Source organism: Kitasatospora sp. NPDC008115 (genome assembly GCF_042957205.1).
Classification (GTDB): domain Bacteria; phylum Actinomycetota; class Actinomycetes; order Streptomycetales; family Streptomycetaceae; genus Kitasatospora.
Map to the genome: position 1 here is coordinate 358,844 of NZ_JBIBHU010000004.1, position 17,867 is coordinate 376,710.

16 protein-coding genes and 1 riboswitch are annotated in these 17,867 nt (G+C 73.3%); of the genes, 8 read left to right on the top strand and 8 right to left on the bottom strand.

All coding sequences use genetic code 11. The annotated features are described in order from the left end of the window. Positions 1-3: 3 nt before the first annotated feature. Positions 4-1,023: a LacI family DNA-binding transcriptional regulator gene (locus ACFZBX_RS07900; RefSeq protein ID WP_391532070.1), complete on the top strand. Its 1,020-nt coding sequence runs from the start codon at positions 4-6 to the stop codon at positions 1,021-1,023. Between the two features lie 57 nt (positions 1,024-1,080). On the opposite strand, the gene ACFZBX_RS07905 is transcribed toward ACFZBX_RS07900, so the two are convergent. Continuing rightward, complete coding sequence (locus ACFZBX_RS07905; RefSeq protein WP_380764315.1) at positions 1,081-1,281, bottom strand: hypothetical protein; 201 nt, start codon at positions 1,279-1,281, stop codon at positions 1,081-1,083. Between the two features lie 161 nt (positions 1,282-1,442). After that, on the bottom strand, positions 1,443-2,732 hold the full coding sequence (locus ACFZBX_RS07910) for a transglycosylase family protein (protein ID WP_391532071.1): 1,290 nt from the start codon (positions 2,730-2,732) through the stop codon (positions 1,443-1,445). After that, a riboswitch (cyclic di-AMP (ydaO/yuaA leader) is annotated at positions 2,719-2,881 on the bottom strand. It overlaps the preceding gene by 14 nt. Positions 2,882-3,152: 271 nt before the next feature. On the opposite strand from ACFZBX_RS07910, the gene ACFZBX_RS07915 reads away from it, so the two are divergent. Further along, positions 3,153-5,366, top strand: a complete 2,214-nt coding sequence (locus ACFZBX_RS07915) for a hypothetical protein (protein WP_391532072.1) — start codon at positions 3,153-3,155, stop codon at positions 5,364-5,366. A gap of 66 nt (positions 5,367-5,432) precedes the next feature. Here ACFZBX_RS07915 and ACFZBX_RS07920 read toward each other — a convergent pair whose 3' ends face one another. Further along, positions 5,433-6,353 carry a hypothetical protein gene (locus tag ACFZBX_RS07920; protein WP_391532073.1) on the bottom strand — a complete coding sequence of 307 codons (921 nt, stop codon included), beginning with the start codon at positions 6,351-6,353 and terminating at the stop codon, positions 5,433-5,435. Between the two features lie 514 nt (positions 6,354-6,867). Here ACFZBX_RS07920 and ACFZBX_RS07925 point away from each other — a divergent pair. Continuing rightward, positions 6,868-7,131 (top strand): DUF397 domain-containing protein, encoded by a 264-nt coding sequence (locus ACFZBX_RS07925; RefSeq protein ID WP_391532074.1) that lies wholly within the window; start codon positions 6,868-6,870, stop codon positions 7,129-7,131. A 336-nt stretch (positions 7,132-7,467) separates the two neighbouring features. On the opposite strand, the gene ACFZBX_RS07930 is transcribed toward ACFZBX_RS07925, so the two are convergent. Next, a complete protein-coding gene (locus tag ACFZBX_RS07930) occupies positions 7,468-7,995 on the bottom strand; it encodes an ATP-binding protein (protein WP_391532075.1) in 528 nt (175 codons plus the stop codon). 414 nt (positions 7,996-8,409) lie between these two features. On the opposite strand from ACFZBX_RS07930, the gene ACFZBX_RS07935 reads away from it, so the two are divergent. After that, positions 8,410-9,276, top strand: a complete 867-nt coding sequence (locus ACFZBX_RS07935) for a helix-turn-helix transcriptional regulator (RefSeq protein WP_344327623.1) — start codon at positions 8,410-8,412, stop codon at positions 9,274-9,276. A gap of 76 nt (positions 9,277-9,352) precedes the next feature. Here the strand turns inward: ACFZBX_RS07935 and ACFZBX_RS07940 are convergent, their stop codons facing one another. Beyond that, on the bottom strand, positions 9,353-9,958 hold the full coding sequence (locus tag ACFZBX_RS07940; protein ID WP_391532076.1) for a TetR/AcrR family transcriptional regulator: 606 nt from the start codon (positions 9,956-9,958) through the stop codon (positions 9,353-9,355). Between the two features lie 258 nt (positions 9,959-10,216). Then, the gene (locus ACFZBX_RS07945) at positions 10,217-11,740 is read right to left on the bottom strand and encodes an MFS transporter (protein ID WP_391532077.1); all 1,524 of its coding nucleotides are present in this window, start codon (positions 11,738-11,740) and stop codon (positions 10,217-10,219) included. 88 nt (positions 11,741-11,828) lie between these two features. On the opposite strand from ACFZBX_RS07945, the gene ACFZBX_RS07950 reads away from it, so the two are divergent. Then, positions 11,829-12,299: a MarR family winged helix-turn-helix transcriptional regulator gene (locus ACFZBX_RS07950; protein WP_391532078.1), complete on the top strand. Its 471-nt coding sequence runs from the start codon at positions 11,829-11,831 to the stop codon at positions 12,297-12,299. Positions 12,300-12,311: 12 nt separating this feature from the next. Here the strand turns inward: ACFZBX_RS07950 and ACFZBX_RS07955 are convergent, their stop codons facing one another. Both ACFZBX_RS07955 and ACFZBX_RS07960 read right to left on the bottom strand, forming a co-directional pair. Continuing rightward, positions 12,312-13,274, bottom strand: coding sequence for a M56 family metallopeptidase (locus ACFZBX_RS07955; protein WP_391532079.1), 963 nt, complete (start codon positions 13,272-13,274; stop codon positions 12,312-12,314). Between the two features lie 153 nt (positions 13,275-13,427). Next, positions 13,428-14,045 (bottom strand): DUF5134 domain-containing protein, encoded by a 618-nt coding sequence (locus tag ACFZBX_RS07960; RefSeq protein WP_391532080.1) that lies wholly within the window; start codon positions 14,043-14,045, stop codon positions 13,428-13,430. A gap of 353 nt (positions 14,046-14,398) precedes the next feature. Between ACFZBX_RS07960 and ACFZBX_RS07965 the strand changes: the two genes are divergently transcribed. From ACFZBX_RS07965 to ACFZBX_RS07975, 3 genes are read left to right on the top strand one after another with little or no spacing between them, the layout of a single operon-like run. Continuing rightward, positions 14,399-15,799 carry a DUF6421 family protein gene (locus tag ACFZBX_RS07965; protein ID WP_391532081.1) on the top strand — a complete coding sequence of 467 codons (1,401 nt, stop codon included), beginning with the start codon at positions 14,399-14,401 and terminating at the stop codon, positions 15,797-15,799. Next, on the top strand, positions 15,796-16,554 hold the full coding sequence (locus ACFZBX_RS07970) for an SDR family oxidoreductase (RefSeq protein WP_391532082.1): 759 nt from the start codon (positions 15,796-15,798) through the stop codon (positions 16,552-16,554). Before ACFZBX_RS07965 ends, ACFZBX_RS07970 begins: the two co-directional genes overlap by 4 nt. After that, complete coding sequence (locus tag ACFZBX_RS07975) at positions 16,551-17,630, top strand: threonine aldolase family protein (protein ID WP_391532083.1); 1,080 nt, start codon at positions 16,551-16,553, stop codon at positions 17,628-17,630. Before ACFZBX_RS07970 ends, ACFZBX_RS07975 begins: the two co-directional genes overlap by 4 nt. Positions 17,631-17,867: the final 237 nt, after the last annotated feature.

Here is a 17,867-nt window from a genome sequence, read left to right on the forward strand (position 1 = left end):
ACCGTGACTACGGCGCGACTATCAGACATCGCGGCGCAGGCGGGGGTCAGCGAAGCCACCGTCTCCCGCGTGCTCAACGGCAAGGCCAACGTCTCGGCCACCACCCGGCAGACCGTGCTGGCGGCCCTGGACGTGCTCGGCTACGAGCGGCCGACCCGGCTGAGCCGGCGCAGCGCCGGGCTGATCGGGCTGATCACCCCGGAGTTGAGCAACCCGATCTTCCCGGCGCTGGCCCAGGTGATCGAGCAGGTGCTGAGCCGGCACGGCTACACGCCGGTGCTCTGCACCCAGACGCCCGGCGGCTCCACCGAGGACGAACTGGTGGAGATGCTGGTCGACCGGGGCGTGGCGGGCATCGTCTTCGTCTCCGGCCTGCACGCCGACTCCACCGCCGACCACGACCGGTACGCCCGGCTGGCCGGGCGCGGGGTGCCGTTCGTGCTGATCAACGGTTACAGCGAGCGGATCGACGCGCCGTTCATCTCGCCGGACGACCGGGCCGCGATGTGGATGGCCGTCCAGCACCTGGCCGAACTCGGCCACGAGCGGATCGGCCTGGCGGTCGGCCAGCGCCGGTACGTGCCGGTGCTGCGCAAGATCGAGGGCTTCACCGCGGCCATGCGCGAGGTGCTGGGGCTCACCGGCCAGGAGGCCGAGGGGCTGGTCCACCACACGCTGTTCAGCGTGGAGGGCGGGCACGCGGCGGCCGGGGCGCTGCTCGACAAGGGCTGCACCGCGATCGTCTGCGGCAGCGACATGATGGCGCTCGGCGCGATCCGGGCCGTGCGGCAGCGGGGCCTGGCGGTGCCGCAGGACGTCTCGGTGGTCGGCTTCGACGACTCGCCGCTGATCGCCTTCACCGAGCCGCCGCTGACCACCGTGCGCCAGCCGGTGGAGGCGATGGCCACCGCGGCGGTGGACGCGCTGCTGGAGGAGGTCGGCGGGAACGCCGTGCAGCGCGGGGAGTTCATGTTCCAGCCGGAGCTGGTGATGCGCGGCTCGACCGGGGCCCGCGCGCGCTGAGGAGAACGGGGCAGGGCCCGGGAGCGGTGTGCTCCCGGGCCCCTTCGGCGTTCCCGCTCAGCCCTCCTGGACGATCGGACGGTCCTGGGTGACCCGGTGGCCGTCCGCGGCGTCACCGGTGCGGGTCTCGGTGCGCCGGCCGCGCTCCAGGAAGTCCCGGAGGATCAGTTCTACGGCGTCCTGCGGGCTCTTGGTGCCGGACAGCATCATCGCGTCGATCGCGAGGTTGGCGTCGAGCGAGACGGTGACCTGGGCCATGGTGACTCCTCCTCGGGTACAGGGCAGCAGCATGCCCGCTGCGGTCCCGGTTTGACCATGGCCGCCCGTCGTCCGGGCAACGCAGCGGCGCGTTTCCGGGCATGCCGCGGCCCCCGGGGAGGAGCGATCGGACTCTCCCCGGGGGCCGCGGCGTGGCGGGGTCAGACCCGGCCGGCGAAGTCCGGGGCCCAGTTGGCGACCGTCTGGACGCGCACGCCCGACTTCGGGTTGGCGGCCTCGACGTACTTGCCGTCGCCGATGTAGAGCGCGACGTGGTAGACGCCGGAGTCCTTGCCGTTGTTGGACCAGAACAGCAGGTCGCCCGGCTTGAGGGCGTCCAGCGAGACGTGGGTGGACGCGGCGGCCTGGTCGGCGGCGACGCGCGGGACGGAGACGCCCGCGGCGCGCAGCGCGGCCTGGGTCAGGCCGGAGCAGTCCCAGCCGCCGTTGCCGGTGCCGCCGTAGACGTAGGCCTGGCCGACCTTCGACTGGGCGAAGGAGACGGCGGCGGCCATGCTGCCGGTGGCGGTCTGGGCCGGGGCCGGGGTCTGGGCCTGCGCGGCGGGCTTCTCGGCCGGCTTGGCGGCGGGGGCCTCGGTCCGGCTCTGCGGCCGGGCGGCCGGGGTCTGGGTGCCGCTGCCGGCGCGGTTGAACCAGTCGAAGTCCCGGCCCTCGGCGCCCTCGCCCAGGGCCAGCCGCTGGCCCGGGTAGATGGTGTGCGGGCCGTCGGCCAGGGTGGCGCGGTTGAGCTCGTACAGGCGCTGCCAGCCGCCCTGGACGTGCTGCTCGTCGGCGATGGTGGACAGCCAGTCGCCGGCGACCACGGTGTAGGCCTCGGCGCCCTGCTGACCGGCCTGCTGACGCCACTGCCGGCCGTCCTGGCGCTGCTCGGCGGCGGGGGCGGTGGTGGTGGCGGCCGGGGCCTGGGCCTGCGGCTTGGCGGCCGGCTGCTGGGCGGCGGGCTTCTCGGCGGGCTTGGCGGCCGGGGCGGGGGTCTGGGCCGGGGCCGGGGTGGCCGGCTTGGCGGCGGCGGAGGTGTCCACCGCGGCCGGGGTGCCGCCCTTGGTCAGACCGGCCTTGACCGAGCAGACCGGCCAGGCGCCGGGGCCCTGGACGGCCAGGACCTTCTCGGCGACCGCGATCTGCTGGTCCTTGGTGGCCAGGTCGGCGCGCGCGGCGTAGGCGGTGCCGCCGAACCCCGCCCAGGTGGAGCTGGTGAACTGGAGGCCGCCGTAGAAGCCGTTGCCGGTGTTGATGCTCCAGTTGCCGCCGCTCTCGCACTGGGCGACCTTGTCCCAGGTGGCGACGGAGGCGGCGGAGGCGGTGCCGGAGGTCAGGCAGGGGATGGTGAGGCCGATGCCCGCGACGCCGAGGGCGGCGATCGCGCGACGGGTACGGCCGGACAGTCGGGTGCCGTTGGTGGGCAGCATGAAGACGCGGTCCTCTCCCACGCCTGCGAGGTGAGCTGTCGGATTCGGGCTGGAGTTGCCCGGCCGCGCTGTGGACGCGGCTTCACCCCTAGCCCGGGGCCGGCCCGAAAGGACCGGTCCTGGGCGAACTACCTGTGGTTCCCCCGCTCCTGCCGTGGTGCATTGCGCTGCCAGCGCGCCCGACGGCAGGACTCGGCGTCGCGGACGTGCTGGGTCCGTGTGGCCACGAACGGGGAGCACGTTAAGCAGAGGCGCGTTCAAACCGCAAACATGTGTGACGCTCGTCACGGTTTACGAAATCGCCGCCGACCGGCTGTCCTTCATGATCAGAAATGACCGATTTCCCGCAACGCCGGTCGCGGTCAACGCAACTGCCTATGCTTCAGAGCGTCGGCACCGCGCCGACGCGCCGCAGCCGTCTCGGGAGAGGGCTACGCACCGATGGGCATCGACGAGGAGCCGGACGCCTCCCGTCCGGCCGCCCGGCCGCGTGGAGCGCATCGCCGGGCAAAGCACCGCAGAGCGGACATCCAACCCGAACCGTCCCGAACTCACCTGACCCGCCGGGCACTACTGCGCTGGCTCGCCGTCGGCACCGCCTTCGCGGCGATCAGCGGCGAGGAGGTCCTGCGCCGCTCGCTGACCGGCGAGACCCGGCTCGTCACCCCGGCCGCCGTCATCGGCACGACCCCCACCGAGGCGGCCGGCCCGATGGGCCCCGACGGCCACGGCGGCTCGCCGCCGGGCGGCGCGGCCCCCGAGCAGCCCGCCCCCGCACCCACCGTCGACCAGAGCGGCCGCCGCTGGTCCGACCGGGCCGGCTGGGGCGGCGGCCCGCCCGGCCCGCGCAGCGCCGTACGGATCACCGACCGGGTGCTGCTCGACACCGACGCCGAGGTCGGCTCCCTGCTGGTCGAGCCGGGCGGCGCGCTCACCTTCGCCGCCGACCGCACCGTCACCCTCGCCGCCGCCGGCAACGTCGAGGTCCGCGGCGTCCTCGCCCTCGCCCCCGACGGCGACCACGTCCACACCCTGCGCTTCCCCGCCGTCGACGAGAAGCGCTTCCAGGGCGACGGCATGAAGGTGGTCGACACCGACGTCGGCCTCTGGGTCACCGGCGCCGGCTACCTGCGGCTGGACGGCGCCGCCAAGACCGCCTGGGTCCGCGCCGGGGGCGCGCTCGCGGCCGGCGACACCGTCGTCGAGCTGGCCGCCCCGCCCGCCGGCTGGCTGCCCGGCGACGAACTCGCCGTCACCCCGACCGGCCCGCCCGACCAGGACGGCTTCTCCACCGCCTACGACCTCGTCACCATCCGCTCCGTCAGCGGAACCACCGTCACCCTGGGCGCCCCGCTCCGCCACGCCCACCCCGGGGTCGCCGCCGGAGGGGGCGTCACCGTCGGCGCCGAGGTGCTCAACCTGACCCGCAGCGTCCGGGTCGAGGGCACCGCCGGGGGCCGCACCCACGTCCACCTCACCAGCTCCCGGCGCGCCGACGTCCGGCACGCCGCGCTGCGGTGGGTCGGTCCGCGCGCCGACACCAAGGAGACCTGGAAGGGCCCGGACGGCGCCGCCCCGGTCACCGCGCCGGTGCTCGGCCGCTACGGCCTGCACTTCCACCGCCTCGGCGACACCACCCGCGGCACCGTCGTCGAGGGCGTGGTCGTCCGCGACGCCGGCAGCCACGCCTACGTCCCGCACGCCAGCCACGGCATCACCTTCCGCGCCTGCATCAGCCACGAGACCTGGGAGGACGCCTACTGGTGGGACGGCCCGCTGGACACCCGCACCCCCCAGCAGCCGTCCGACGACATCGTCTACGAGTCCTGCGTCGCCTCCCGCACCCTGCTCGAACCCAACCCCCGGGCCTACCGGCTGACCGGTTTCAACCTCGGCGCGGGCACCGGCGGCAAGGCGCTGGACTGCGTGGCGGTCGGCGTCCAGGGGGCCAACGGCGCCTCGGGCTTCGAGTGGCCGGAGAACAGCGAGGGCGTCTGGACCTTCCAGCGCTGCCTGGCCCACAACAACCTCCAGGACGGGATCTTCGTCTGGCTGAACGCCAGGCACCACCACGTGGTCACCGAGTTCGCGGCCTACCACAACGGCGGCTGGGGCATCGAACACGGCGCCTACCTCAACGACTTCGACTACACCGCGAGCGTGCTGTACGGCAACGCGGGCGGGGGAGTGGCGCTGCACTCGCTCGGCCGGGACAAGGGCACCGTCTTCGACGGGCTGCTGATCGACGCCGCCGGACGCAGCGACTTCGCGGTCTCCACCGCCCGGCACGAGCTCGCCGGGGAGTCCGTCACCTTCAGCCGCTGCCGCTTCACCGGCTACCGCCGGGCCGGGGTCGCCTTCCGGGCCGGGGCCGACGGCAAACCGGACGACCTGCTGGTGCTGGACTGCGAGTTCGGCGGCAATGAGCTGTGGCTGGACCCGGAGGCCGGGCCGCCCAAGAACATCCTGCTGCGCCGGGCCGGGTCCACCGAGGTGCTCCAGGTGCGCCGGGCGGGCGAGGAGGGCACCGCTCGGCCGCAGTGGAACGCCGCCGCGGCCGTGGTGCCCACCCTGGCCGGCCAGTCGCGGCCGGTGAGCCTGCCGGCGCTGCGGCTGAAGGACGCCGCCGCGCCCACCACCCGGGTGGGTCGCTAGGACCCGTCGGGACATGGAGAAGGGCCCGGAACGGTGCGTCCGTTCCGGGCCCTTCGCACGGGGGTGCTACTGGGCGGCGTGCCGCCCGACGGCGCGCGGGCCGTCCTCCTGCGCGGGGCCGGCCTGGTCGGCGGCCTCGGAGGCGGCGGCCGGCAGCGCGGCCAGGTAGGTGGAGGCGACCAGCTGGCCGACCGCCTGGTACGCGCCCAGCGGTGCGGCCGACGGGCAGCCGGACTCCTCGGCGGCCGCGGCGAGCAGTTCGGCGTCCGCCTCCGGGCCGATCACCAGCGGGGCGAGCGCCGGGTTCTGGGCGCCCATCTCCTTGAGGTGGGCGACGGCGTCGGCGACCGAGCCGGGCACGTCCAGCGCGGCGGCGACGACCGGCACGGCGAGCCGGGCGGCCAGCAGCATGCCGGTGATGCCGGCGGCGTCGGCCGCGGCCTGCCCGCCGACGGTGGTGAGCACCACGCCGTCGGCGGCGGTCGCGATGGCGAACAGCCTGGCCCGGTCGGCACGGGCCAGCCCGGCCTCGGAGAGGCGGACGTGGACGGCCTCGGCGAGCAGCGGGTGCGGGCCCAGCGCGTCGGTGACGGGGGCGCCGTACTCGGCGGCGAGCCCGTGCAGTGCGGGGAGGAAGTCGTGCGGGCCGGGCACCAGCGGCACCACGACCGGCGCGGGCAGGCCGGCCCCGGCCGCCTCGGCCAGCAGTTCGGCGACGGTGCGCTCGTCGCCCGCCTCGGCCTCGCCGTCACCGGAGGGGAGGTAGCCGGCGGCGGTCCGGACGCCGTTCTGCTCGCTGCGGACGATGGACAGCAGCTCCTCGACGACGGACCGGGAGTCGGGCCCGGCGGCCGCGGGGACGGCGAGCAGCAGGGCCGGGGAACCGGCCGGGATCTCGGGGCGCTCGGGACGGCGGTGGCGCCCCCGCGCACGGGAGCCTGGAGTGCGGACGGGCAGTGGCGCGCCCGGGATGGCTGCGGTGCTCATGGCGGAGATCGTAGGACATCGGTCCACCCGCTCCGCAGTCGGCTGCCGAACCAGGAGGGGCGGCCACTGCGAAAATCGGACATAACCGGCCCCCGGCCGACGGTTCTCCCGCTACCCGGTCAGATGCGCCGGAACGGGAACCGCGTTGCGGCTTCCGCGCGTGAGATGTCTCACAGCGCGCGGACGGGCTGACGGAGCGTCACGGAAGGGCGACTCCCGGCGTTCGAAGATCAACAATCGGCGGGTGGTCGCCTACGGGCGGTTATCGGCGGCTTGCCGATTCAGTCGGCTATGTCCGTTTACGTACCGTCAGCAGGCGGCCTTGTGAAGAGTTCCGGTTCGGTGTCGAAAAGGCCGTGCACCTGCAACGTCCCGTGCTGATGCACGTGCACTGGAGCTATCATCACGTCAAGTGAGGCGTTGTGCCGGGCCGGTACGGGGCCGGTCCGTCCGTTCGGCCGGGGCCGGGGCGCCGAGCTGAACGACCCACTCCGGAGCTCTTCGGGAGATTTCTATGCACGACACGCGCGACACGCACGACACGTACGACCCGTACAACGGGATGGCCGCCACCGATCTCAAGGGTGTGGTCTGGCAGAAGAGTCTGCACAGCAACTCCCAGGGGAACTGCGTCGAGTTCGCCGCCCTGCCGGGGGGCGAGGTGGCGATGCGCAACTCGCGCTTCCCGGACGGTCCGGCACTCATCTACACCCGGGCCGAGATCGCCGCACTGCTCCTGGGGGCGAAGGACGGGGAGTTCGACCACCTGGCGGTCTGACCGGCCGCCGGCTTCACCATCGGGGGGCCGTCGTGGGTGCTGACACCACGACGGCCTTTGTCTTTCTCCGGCCCCTGTGAGGCCCGGGTGCGGCCCTGTGACTTCCCGGGCGCCGCCCCGCGGACGCCGGTCCGGGCCGCCCGCCGGGGGTCCGCACCCCCGGGCGTGCCGGGAACGCCACGGCTGTCGCCGCCACCGCCGGGGGCTGCCGGTGCCCGCTGCCCGAGGGCCGCCGGTCGCCGCTGCCGGGGTGTCGTTCGCCGTGCTGTGGTGGTTGCGCGGGCCGTACCGCCGGACCCGTGGCCGGCCGGGGTACCCGTTCTGGCCGGTCGTCCCTCAGGCCGAACGGCGGTGCCGTCCGCCGAACTCCGCCACCGGGGCGGGTGTCGGCAGTGGCGCCCGTTCCGCCTCGAACAGCGCCCAGACGACCTTGCCGCCGCCCAGCGGGTGCCAGCCCCAGGAGCGGCTGAACGAGTCGACCAGGTGCAGGCCCCGGCCGGACTCCGCCACGAAGTCCGCCTCCCGGGCCACCGGGCCGATGCTGCTGGGATCGCTCACCGCGCAGACCACCTGGGGCGCGCGGTGCACGAGGCTTATTCGGATCGGCAGCCGGCTCTCGGCGGCCGGCGACGTGGGAAAGTCGTAGTCGTCCGCCGCGGTGGGGCACGCGCCGATCGCGTGCCGCAGCGCATTGGTCACCAGTTCGGACGCGACCAGCGCGACATCGTCGAAGAGCTCGCCCAGCCCCCAGCGCTGCAGGGCGGTCCTGGCGAAGTCGCGCGCGGTTCTGACGGCCTCATAGCGGGGCGCGAGCGTACAGGTGACCACTAGGGGGTCGACTGCCAAAGCCGTTCCGGTGCTCATGAAGAGCTCCTCCCATAAGGGGGCGGACACGGCTGGACCCGCCGGGGTCATGCCGGTCACCTCCGACTCGCTCGGCCGCGCGGCCGCCCCTCGACCAGGCGCGCGCGCACGAGGGCCCGGAGGCGCGGGGGCGCTGCCGGGCCGGTGCACGGAATCGCGCGTGGGGTCGACGCGGAGCCCGCGGGATTGCCAGGGATGTGCAGGTGCACGTGCACCATCGTGCTCTGCGCTCACTGCAGATGCAAGAGTCGATTCACGTGCAGTCGTTCAAATGGCATATGCAAGCGCCGGATGCACGTGCATCCTGGTGTGCGGAGTGCGGAACTGATAGGAACATCCGTCAGTATCGGCACCGTGAGCGCTCAACTGATGGCAGACTGTGCGCTGTTTGCCCTAGGTGGAGGTTAGGACCGCATGACCACAGTTCAGCCGGGCGGCGGCTCGATGGTCCGCCGGATCCTCCTCGGCTCCCAGCTGCGCCGGCTCCGCGAGACGCGCGGCATCACCCGTGAGGACGCGGGATACGCGATTCGCGCCTCCGAGTCCAAGATCAGCCGCATGGAACTCGGCCGGGTCAGCTTCAAGGAACGTGACGTCGCCGACCTGCTCAGCCTCTACGGCGTGGACGACGGCCTCGAACGCGAGGCACTGCTCGGCCTGGTCCGCGAGGCGAACAAGTCGGGCTGGTGGCACAGCTTCAACGACGTCCTGCCGGGATGGTTCCAGACCTATGTCGGCCTGGAGGAGGCCGCTGCCCTCATCCGTACCTACGAGGTCCAGTTCGTCCCCGGCCTGCTCCAGTCCGAGGAGTACGCACGGGCGGTTTTCGGCCAGAGTCGGCCGGTGATCAGCGAGGAGGAGGTGGAGCGCAGGGTCAGCCTGCGGATGCGCCGCCAGAAGCTGCTCACCGAGGGCAACAGCCCGCGGCTCTGGGCGGTCATCGACGAGGCCGCGCTGCGCCGGCCGGTCGGCGGGCCCCAGGTGATGCGCGGCCAGGTCCAGTACCTGATCGACGCCGCCGAGGAGGCCAACGTGGTCATCCAGGTCATGCCGTTCCGCTTCGGCGCGCACGCCGGTGAGTCCGGTGCGTTCACCATCCTGCGCTTCCCCGAGCAGGACCTCGCGGACGTGGTCTACCTGGAGCAGCTGACCAGTGCGCTGTACCTGGACAAGCGCGACGACGTCGACGCCTACATCCAGGTCATGGAGCGGCTCTGCGTGGACAGTCTCACGCCCGAGCGCACCATCGACCTGCTGGCCTCGATCCTGAAGGAGCGCTGAGAGGGAGCCGGGAGGAGGCCGGGAGACCGGGAGACGACCGGAGCACGACGGGGGAGCGGCCGCCGGCCGCCGCGGGTCAGCCGCGGGCCGGCGGCCGCTCGCGTTCCGGGGGCTGCGGCTGCGGCGGGCGGCCCAGGTGCCAGGGCAGGCCGTAGCGGCCGAACAGGTCGGCGCGGATCGGCGCCAGCGAGAGCTCGGCCCCGGGCAGCAGCACGCCTATGCAGCCGCCCATCAGGGCGCTGCGCAGCACCGCGTGCTCGGCCGCCGGGTCGGGCGCCCCCCAGTCGCGCAGCAGTCCCTGGAGGATGGCGCCGAGCCGCTGCTGCTCCGGGTCCTGGACGAAGGCGCCGGTGTCCGGGTCGAGGATCAGCGCGAGGTGCGAGCGCATCACCCGCGGGTGGTCCATGGCCAGGCCGAGCACCGTGTCGATGGCCCGGGCCAGCCGGGCCTCCGGGCCCGCCGCGGGGTCCAGCTCGCCGAGCGCGCCGGTCAGCGCCTGGTGCATCATCCGGTGGGTCGCGGACTGCATCAGCAGCCGCTTGCCGTCGAAGTAGTAGGAGAGCAGCCCGCGTGCGAGCCCGGCCCGCTCGGCGATGTCGGTCAGCGTGGTGCCGGCGTAGCCGCGCTGGTCGACCAGTTCGACGGTGGCCCGCATGATGCGTCGCCGGGAACGCTGGCGCATCTCCTCATTGACCGAATCCCCGCGAGGTGCCATCGTGTCTGCTCCGTACGTTCGTTGGCTGGCGGCCAATATACTGGCCGGGCCGGCGGCCGAACCTCGGCGGCCGACGCTCGGCCGCGGTCCGGTTCGGTTCGTACGGAGGCGCCGGCCCTACCAACACGGGGGTTTGGTAGAGCCGGCGCCTTGCCCGGCGGCGTGGTCCGGACCCGGGCCGGGAACCGCTGTCCGGGGTTCCCGATGTCGTCCGGTGCTTGTGGGTCAGCTCTTGCTGAGGATCTCGCCGCGCCGCTGAGCCAGGTCTTCCCGGCCCGCTGACGGATAATCATAGTCCGGGACGGACGGGGGAGTGGCCTTCTTCCGCCGGTCGAGCACGGCGCCGGCGACGGCGATCACCAGGCCCGCCAGCGCGACCGCGGTGACGAAGAACAGCGCGGGCCGGTAGCCGTCCAGCTGGGCCTGGGCACTCGTCCCGCCGCCGTTGCCCGCGGTGATGATCGCGGTGGCGCCGGCCAGGACGACCGCGGTGCCGACCTGGATCGCGGTGTTCACCAGCCCGGAGGCCAGCCCCTGCTCCTCGTCGGCCACCCCGTCGGTGGCGGCGATGTTCACCGAGGGGAAGGCCAGCGCGAAGCCGACGCCCAGCAGGACGATCGACGGGAGCACCAGCACCGGGTACGAGCTGTGCTCGTCCAGCCGCAGGAACAGCGCGAAGGCGGCCACCAGGGCGAGCAGGCCGATCGGCAGCAGCCGGCCGGTGCCGAAGCGGTCCACCACCGGGCCCATGAACGGCGCCGAGAGGGCGATCATCGCACCGGCCGGGAGCAGTCCGAGCGCCATCGCCAGGGCCGACCAGCCGAGCAGGTCCTGGAGGTAGAGGGTGACCACGAACTGGAAGCCGCCGTACGCGCCGGCCATCGCGAAGGCGATCACATTGGCCCGGGCGACCCGGCCGTTGCGGAAGATGCCGAGTCGCACCAGCGGGTGCGCGGTGCGGCTCTCGACCACCAGGAAGGCCGCGACGAGCAGCACCACGGCGGCGAGCGAGCCCAGGGTGCGCAGGCTGAGCCAGCCCGCGCCCTGCGCCTCGGTGGCGGTGAAGACCAGCAGCAGGACGGCGCCGGTGCCGGTGATGGCGCCGAGCACGTCGTAGCGGCCGTGCGCCTTCTCCTCGACCGGGCGGGGGAGCAGCCGGACGGCGAAGACCAGGGCGATCAGCGCGATCGGCACCGGCATCAGGAAGGTCCAGCGCCAGCCGACCGAGGTGAGCAGTCCGCTGAGGACGAGGCCGAGCGAGAAGCCGCTGGCGCCGCAGGTGGTGTAGATCGACAGCGCCCGGTTGCGGGCCGGGCCCTCGGGGAACGTCGTGGTGATGATCGACAGGCCGGCCGGCGCGGTGAAGGCGGCGGCGACGCCCTTGAGGAAGCGGGCGGCGATCAGCAGGCCGCCGTCGTCGACCAGGCCGCCGAGCAGGGAGGCGGCGGCGAAGACGGCGAGCGCGGTCAGGAAGACCCGGCGGCGGCCGAGCAGGTCGGCGGTGCGGCCGCCGAGCAGCAGCAGGCCGCCGTAGCCGAGCACGTAGCCGGAGACCACCCACTGCAGGGTGGAGGTGGAGAGGTGCAGTTCGGAGCCGATGGACGGGAGGGCGATGCCCACCATCGAGACGTCCAGGGCGTCCAGGAAGAGCGCGGCGCAGAGCACGATGAGCGTGCCCCAGAGGCGAGGAGTCCAGTGGCCCCCGGCAGCTGACGGTGCGTCGGGTGTCGTGGCGGTCGCTGAGGTCATGGCGCAAGAGACTACATGCACATGCATCCAATGCAAGTGAATAAGATGTTAACGCATAAGTTGCTTCCGCCTGTGATACCGTGGCGGCGTGACTGAACTCGACTCCCCGGCGGAGGCAGGTCTGGTCGCCCAGTGGCGCGACCTGCTGGCCCGGCATGCCCAGACCGCCTGCCTGCTCGACCGCGAGCTCGGCGAGAAGCACGGCCTGGGCATGAGCGAGTTCGAGGTCCTGGAACGCCTGGTCGAGGGCTGCGACGGCACCGGCGGCGGGCTGCGGGTCCAGGAGCTGGCCCCCACCGTGCACCTCAGCCAGAGCGCGCTCTCCCGGCTGATCGGTCGGCTGGAGAAGGCCGGGCTGGTCACCCGCGCGATGTGCGACCACGACCGGCGCGGCATCAAGGTCGCGCTGACCGAGGAGGGGCGCCGGCGCTACACCGAGGCGCGCCCGCTGCACCGCGAGGTGCTCTCGCTCACCCTGGACGACGACCCGGTGGCCGCCTGCGGGCCGATCACCGGCCGACCCGCCGTCAACCCGCCCGCCGCTGCCGCGGGTTCCTGACCGCAGCGGCGCTCAGCGCAGCGCGAGCAGGCCCGGCGCGATGGCCAGCACCACGGCCGCGGTGGGCGCCGTCAGGGCGACCAGGGTCAGCCGGAGCCGGTTCGGCACCGACAGCCGCGGCCGCCCCGCCAGCAGCCGGTCCACCCGCTTCGGGGACTGCGCCAGCCCGGGCGGGCAGGAGCCGAACACCCCGCGCCCCAGGTTGAGCTCGGCCAGCGCCAGGGCGGTGGTGTGCCGCCCGTGCCGGCGCGCCGCCCGGTCGTCGGCCGCCAGCTCCACCAGCTCGCCCACCTGGTCCCGGAACGCGCGGAAGACCCCGACCCCGGGGAAACCGGAGGCGAGCGCCTGGGCGCCCTGCGCCAGCCAGTGGTGCCGGGCCCGGACGTGCCCGCGCTCGTGGCTGAGAACCGCGGCCAGCTCCCGGTCGGTCAGCTGCCGCATCGCCCCGGTGGTCACCACCAGCCGGGAGTCGTGCCCCGGCAGCGACCACGCCTCGGGACGGACGTTCTCCAGCACCACCAGCCGCTCCCGGCGCGGCCGGGCGCCCTGGCCCGAGACCGGCTCGATCGACTCCGGCAACGGCGGTGACAGCTCGGCCAGTTGGGCGTGCCGACGATCCCGCAGCGCCTTCGCCGTCCGGACCTCGCGGGTCAGCGCGAACACCGTCTGCAGCCCGCCCGCCGCCAGCACCGCCGCGCAAAGCCGGCCCCAGCCCTCGGCGTTGTGCAGCCCGTACGCGGCCTCCACGCCCCTCGGCGCGCCGGAGAACAGCACCTCGCGCAGGGCGGGCAGGGCGGCCATCGCGGCGAGCAGCAGGCTCAGCGCGCAGCACAGCAGCACGGCCACCACCAGGCACTGCCAGACCAGCAGCGCCAGCACCGGTTCACGCTCCACCCAGCGCGCCCGGGTCAGCAGCCGGGGAGCGGTGGTGGCGAGCAGCAGTCCGAGCAGGAGCAGGCCGAGCAGGGCCGTCATGGCATGGGCTCCCCGAGGAGGCACGGAGCGCGACAGTGCGCTTCCCGCCAACTTATGCGCCGGCGCGGCGGGGTGGTACGGATTTCGGCCACCCGTGACCAACGCCACGGCCGCGCTCCGGCGCGCCGGGTCCCGCTGGCCCCGCGCGAACGGCTACATGGTCAGGAGCATGGCGAACATGCCGATGACCACCGACAGCCGGCAGGCCCTGGGCAGCCCGGCCGAGGCCACCGGCACCGTGCCGCCGTCCGTGCTCAGCAGCCGGCTGCCGGACCACAGCGCGTACCCGCCGAAGTAGACGAGCAGCGCCCCGGTCAGCGCCGGCGGGTCCGCCGCCGCGTGATGCCCGGAGTGGCCGGGCCCGGCGGCGGCCATCACCAGCGCCATGTAGGTCATCGCCAGCGCGCCGACGGCGTGGTGCAGCCGGTGCGCGCGCCGGTCCGGGCGGCGGGCGGCCGCCAGCAGCAGGAGCACGGCGGGCGGACCGTACACCCAGGCCCACACCTCGCCCGGCACCGCCGTCCCGGTCACCGCCATGACCGCCATGCCACAGCCCATCAGCCCCTCGGCGAGGTCCGACTCGTGGTCGCGCCAGTGCCGCCGCCGGGCCGCCGTCGGGCCGTCCGCCCGCGCGGCCTCCGTCGGCGTGCCCTCCGCCGGCACAGCCTCCGCCGGGGAGCACGGGGCGTGGCGCAGCCGGGAGAGGCAGTAGCCCCCGGACGCCGCGGTGAGGACGGCGAGCAGCCAGCTGACCAGGTCCGGACCGTGCAACGTCGGCCTCCCGGGCGGCGCGGACGGGCGTCCCGTCCACGATCACCGCTGACCGCCATGGGCAGCAGAGCGCGTACGGGGGCGCATGGACGTGTCGGCCGTGGTGCGGCCGACGGCCCGCGCCGGTGCGGGATCTCTTCCCCGGTGGCGGGCCCCGGACACGCGCGGCATGGTCGCCTTGGGGGGCTTCGTCCCCCGCCGTCCGGAAGATCCCGGGGGCCGTTCACACGCCCGCCGCGCGCGCCTCGGTCGAAGCTCACCGCAGATCCGCCGCCAAGACCCCCCTTGAACAGAAGAACCTTTCGTACTTATGGTGGTCTCGTTGAAAACCCTCCTGTCGAAGTGAGTCCACGATGCAGAATCTTTCGCCAAGGCTCGCTGTGGCGGCCGACACCCCGGTCCAGAACCTCGCCGAGCACCCCGCCTGGCTGCGTCTGAAGGACGCCGTCGAGACCCTGCGCCCCCTGCAGTCCAAGGACGGCTCCATCGACCTGTCCGCCGTGCAGCGCCACACCGTCGACCCGCTGGTCGCCACCGTGCGCACCGCCGTCGCGGAGCTGGCCCCGCTCTTCCCGCACGACGCCGCCTACCTGGCCGCCGTCGACGCCGACCTGGCCAAGTGGGCCGACACCGGCTACCGGGAGCCCGACTTCCTGGACTCGCTGCTCGCCTTCCAGCCCGCCGACCAGCGCGAGGACGGCCTCCAGCACCTGGTCGTCTTCCCGATGTACACGCAGAACGGCAACCCGGACCGCAACCTCGAAGCCGTCCTGCTGAACGTCGTGTGGCCCGAGTGGCTCGCCGAGCTGGAGCGCACCCGCTTCGACAACCCGATGTTCGTGCCGATCACCTTCACCGACTTCACGGCCGGCTACGACACCAACTCCGCCGTCCTCTTCCCCGAGACCGTGGCCGTGCGCAAGGCGCCGGAACGTTTCACCTGGGGCGGCATCTTCTGCGACCGCGAGGCCGCCCGCTTCCGCGTCGTCACCGGCAACGCCGTCGACCTGCTCGGCCTGGAGATCCCCGCCGACGCCGCGAGCCTGCTGGAGGACCAGGAGCGCACCCAGCAGACCTTCGTGCTCTGGGACCTCATCCACGACCGGACCCACAGCCACGGCGACCTGCCGTTCGACCCCTTCATGATCAAGCAGCGCAGCCCGTTCTGGATGTACGGCCTGGAGGAGCTCCGCTGCGACCTCACCACCTTCAAGGAGGCGGTGCAGCTGGAGACCGAGGGCAACGAGCACGCCCGCGACGTCCAGTACGCCGTCCTCTTCGACCGCCTCTTCCGCTTCCCGCTCAGCGGCGACCGGGTGCGCAACTACGACGGCATGGGCGGCCAGCTGCTCTTCGCCTACCTGCACAAGAACAACGCCCTCCAGTGGCGCGACAACCGCCTCAGCATCGACTGGGACCGCGCCCCGCAGGTCACCAACGCGCTCTGCGCCGAGATCGAGACCCTCTACCGCGAGGGCATCGACCGCCCCAAGCCGGCCCACTGGGTCGCCGCCTACGAGCTGGTCTCCCGCTACCTCACCCCGCACCCCGCCTCCACCTGGGCCAAGGGCACCGAGGCGCTGCCGTTCGACATCACCGACGGCAAGGCGCTCAACAAGGCCCTGTGCGACGCCGTGCTCCCCGACGAGTTCCCGCTGAGCATGTTCTACGAGGCCCTCTCGAAGAAGCTCGGCGGCGTCATCGCCTCCACCGCCGGCATCACCGGCGCCGGCCTCCAGGGAGTCGCCGCGTGACCACCGCACCCAAGGGACCGCTGACCGGCAAGGTCATCGCCGTCGCCGGAGCCAGCGGCCCGGCCGGCCAGGCCGTGCTGCGCCGCCTCGCCGCCGACGGCGCCACCGTCATCGGCGCCGACATCGACGCCCAGCGTCTGGAGGCCGCCCTCGACACCGTGCGCGTCGCCGTGCGCGGAGCGCGGATCAGCGGCCAGGTCATCGACCTCCTCGACCCCCAGGAGGTCCACGACTGGGCCGACCACCTGGAGGCCGAGCACGGCCACGTCGACGGCGTCTTCCACCTGGTCGGCGGCTGGCGCGGCAGCAAGAGCTTCTTCGAGAGCCGGATCGACGACTGGGACTTCCTGCACGACACCGTCGTGCGGACCCTCCAGCACACCTCACTGGCGTTCCAGCCCGCCCTGGTCCGCAGCGAGTCCGGCCGCTACGCGATGATCTCCGCCGCCGCCGCGCACAAGCCCACCTCCGGCGGCGCCGCCTACGCCGCCGCCAAGGCCGCCACCGAGGCCTGGACGCTCGCCATGGCGGACTCCTTCCGCAAGGAGACCACCGCCGAGGACGGCAAGCCCACCGCCGCGGCTGCCATCCTGGTGATCAAGGCGTTGGTCAGTCCCGAGATGCGGGCCGAGAAGCCGGAGGCGAAGTTCGCCGGCTTCACCGACACCGCCGACCTCGCCGCACACCTGGCGGGCCTCTGGGACCGCCCCGCAGAAGAACTGAACGGACAGCACCTGTGGCTGACAGCCCGATGACCGACCTTTCCGGCACCACGGACGCGGTACGGCGGCACGACCCCGCCGTCCGCGGCTTCGCCAGCGACAACTACGCCGGCGTGCACCCCGAGGTCCTCGCCGCGATAGCCCTCGCCAACGGCGGCCACCAGGTCGCCTACGGCGAGGACGACTACACCGCCCACCTCCAGGACGTCTTCCGCCGCCACTTCGGCGACCGGGCCGAGGCGTACCCCGTCTTCAACGGCACCGGCGCCAACGTCGTCGCCCTCCAGGCCCTGCTCCCGCGCTGGGGCGCGGTGATCGCCGCCGAGACCGCCCACATCAACGTGGACGAGGGCGGTGCGCCGGAGAAGATGGGCGGCATCAAGCTGCTCACCGTCCCCACCCCGGACGGCAAACTCACCCCCGAGCTCATCGACCGGCAGGCCTGGGGCTACGGCGACGAGCACCGCGCCCAGCCGCTCGCGGTCTCCATCACCCAGAGCACCGAGCTCGGCACCCTCTACACCGTGGAGGAGATCCGGGCGATCGTCGACCACGCGCACCAGCACGGCATGCTGGTCCACGTGGACGGCTCGCGGCTGGCCAACGCCGCCGCCTCGCTCGGCGTCCCGCTGCGCGCCTTCACCACGGACGTCGGCGTCGACGTGCTCTCCTTCGGCGGCACCAAGAACGGCCTGCTGTTCGGCGAGTGCGTGGTCGTGCTCAACCCCGAGAAGGTCCGGAACATCAAGTTCCTGCGCAAGACCTCGATGCAGCTCGCGTCGAAGATGCGCTTCGTCTCGGTCCAGTTCGAGGCGCTGCTCTCCGGGGACCTCTACCTCCGCAACGCCGGCCACGCCAACGCCATGGCGAGCCGGCTGGAGGCGGCGGTCCGCGGGATCGACGGCGTGACCGTCGTCCGCCCCGCCCAGGCCAACGCGGTGTTCGCGATCCTCCCGCGCGAGGTGAGCGAGCGGCTGCAGAAGCGTTACCGCTTCTACTTCTGGGACGAGCACACCGGCGAGGTCCGCTGGATGTGCGCGTTCGACACCACGGAGGCCGACATCGACGCCTTCGCGGCGGCCATCGCCGAGGAGATGGGCCGCGCCTGACGCGGACCCCGAACCGCCTGTCGTCCCGCCCTGCGCCAGCAGGGCGGGACGATTTGCATGTGGCGTGCCGCCTCCCATACAGTTCCGGAGTCGCCGCGAGAGAGCGGGGACAAGCGGAAAGCGAAGTCGGGTGAATGAAACTCCGGAAAACGGAGCGGAAAACGTCTGATAAGCTGGAAACACGAAAGAACGAAGCGCCCGGAGGGCCGGTGTGAAAGCCGCCTGAAGGAAGCGTCC

Excerpts from the sequence above, each read along its gene's own strand:
- ACFZBX_RS07905 (WP_380764315.1), bottom strand. The coding sequence starts at position 1,281 with ATGGCCCAGGTCACCGTCTCGCTCGACGCCAACCTCGCGATCGACGCG.
- ACFZBX_RS07915 (WP_391532072.1), top strand. The coding sequence starts at position 3,153 with ATGGGCATCGACGAGGAGCCGGACGCCTCCCGTCCGGCCGCCCGGCCG.
- ACFZBX_RS07920 (WP_391532073.1), bottom strand. The coding sequence starts at position 6,353 with ATGAGCACCGCAGCCATCCCGGGCGCGCCACTGCCCGTCCGCACTCCA.
- ACFZBX_RS07925 (WP_391532074.1), top strand. The coding sequence starts at position 6,868 with ATGCACGACACGCGCGACACGCACGACACGTACGACCCGTACAACGGG.
- ACFZBX_RS07930 (WP_391532075.1), bottom strand. The coding sequence starts at position 7,995 with ATGAGCACCGGAACGGCTTTGGCAGTCGACCCCCTAGTGGTCACCTGT.
- ACFZBX_RS07935 (WP_344327623.1), top strand. The coding sequence starts at position 8,410 with ATGACCACAGTTCAGCCGGGCGGCGGCTCGATGGTCCGCCGGATCCTC.
- ACFZBX_RS07940 (WP_391532076.1), bottom strand. The coding sequence starts at position 9,958 with ATGCGCCAGCGTTCCCGGCGACGCATCATGCGGGCCACCGTCGAACTG.
- ACFZBX_RS07945 (WP_391532077.1), bottom strand. The coding sequence starts at position 11,740 with ATGACCTCAGCGACCGCCACGACACCCGACGCACCGTCAGCTGCCGGG.
- ACFZBX_RS07955 (WP_391532079.1), bottom strand. The coding sequence starts at position 13,274 with ATGACGGCCCTGCTCGGCCTGCTCCTGCTCGGACTGCTGCTCGCCACC.
- ACFZBX_RS07965 (WP_391532081.1), top strand. The coding sequence starts at position 14,399 with ATGCAGAATCTTTCGCCAAGGCTCGCTGTGGCGGCCGACACCCCGGTC.
- ACFZBX_RS07975 (WP_391532083.1), top strand. The coding sequence starts at position 16,551 with ATGACCGACCTTTCCGGCACCACGGACGCGGTACGGCGGCACGACCCC.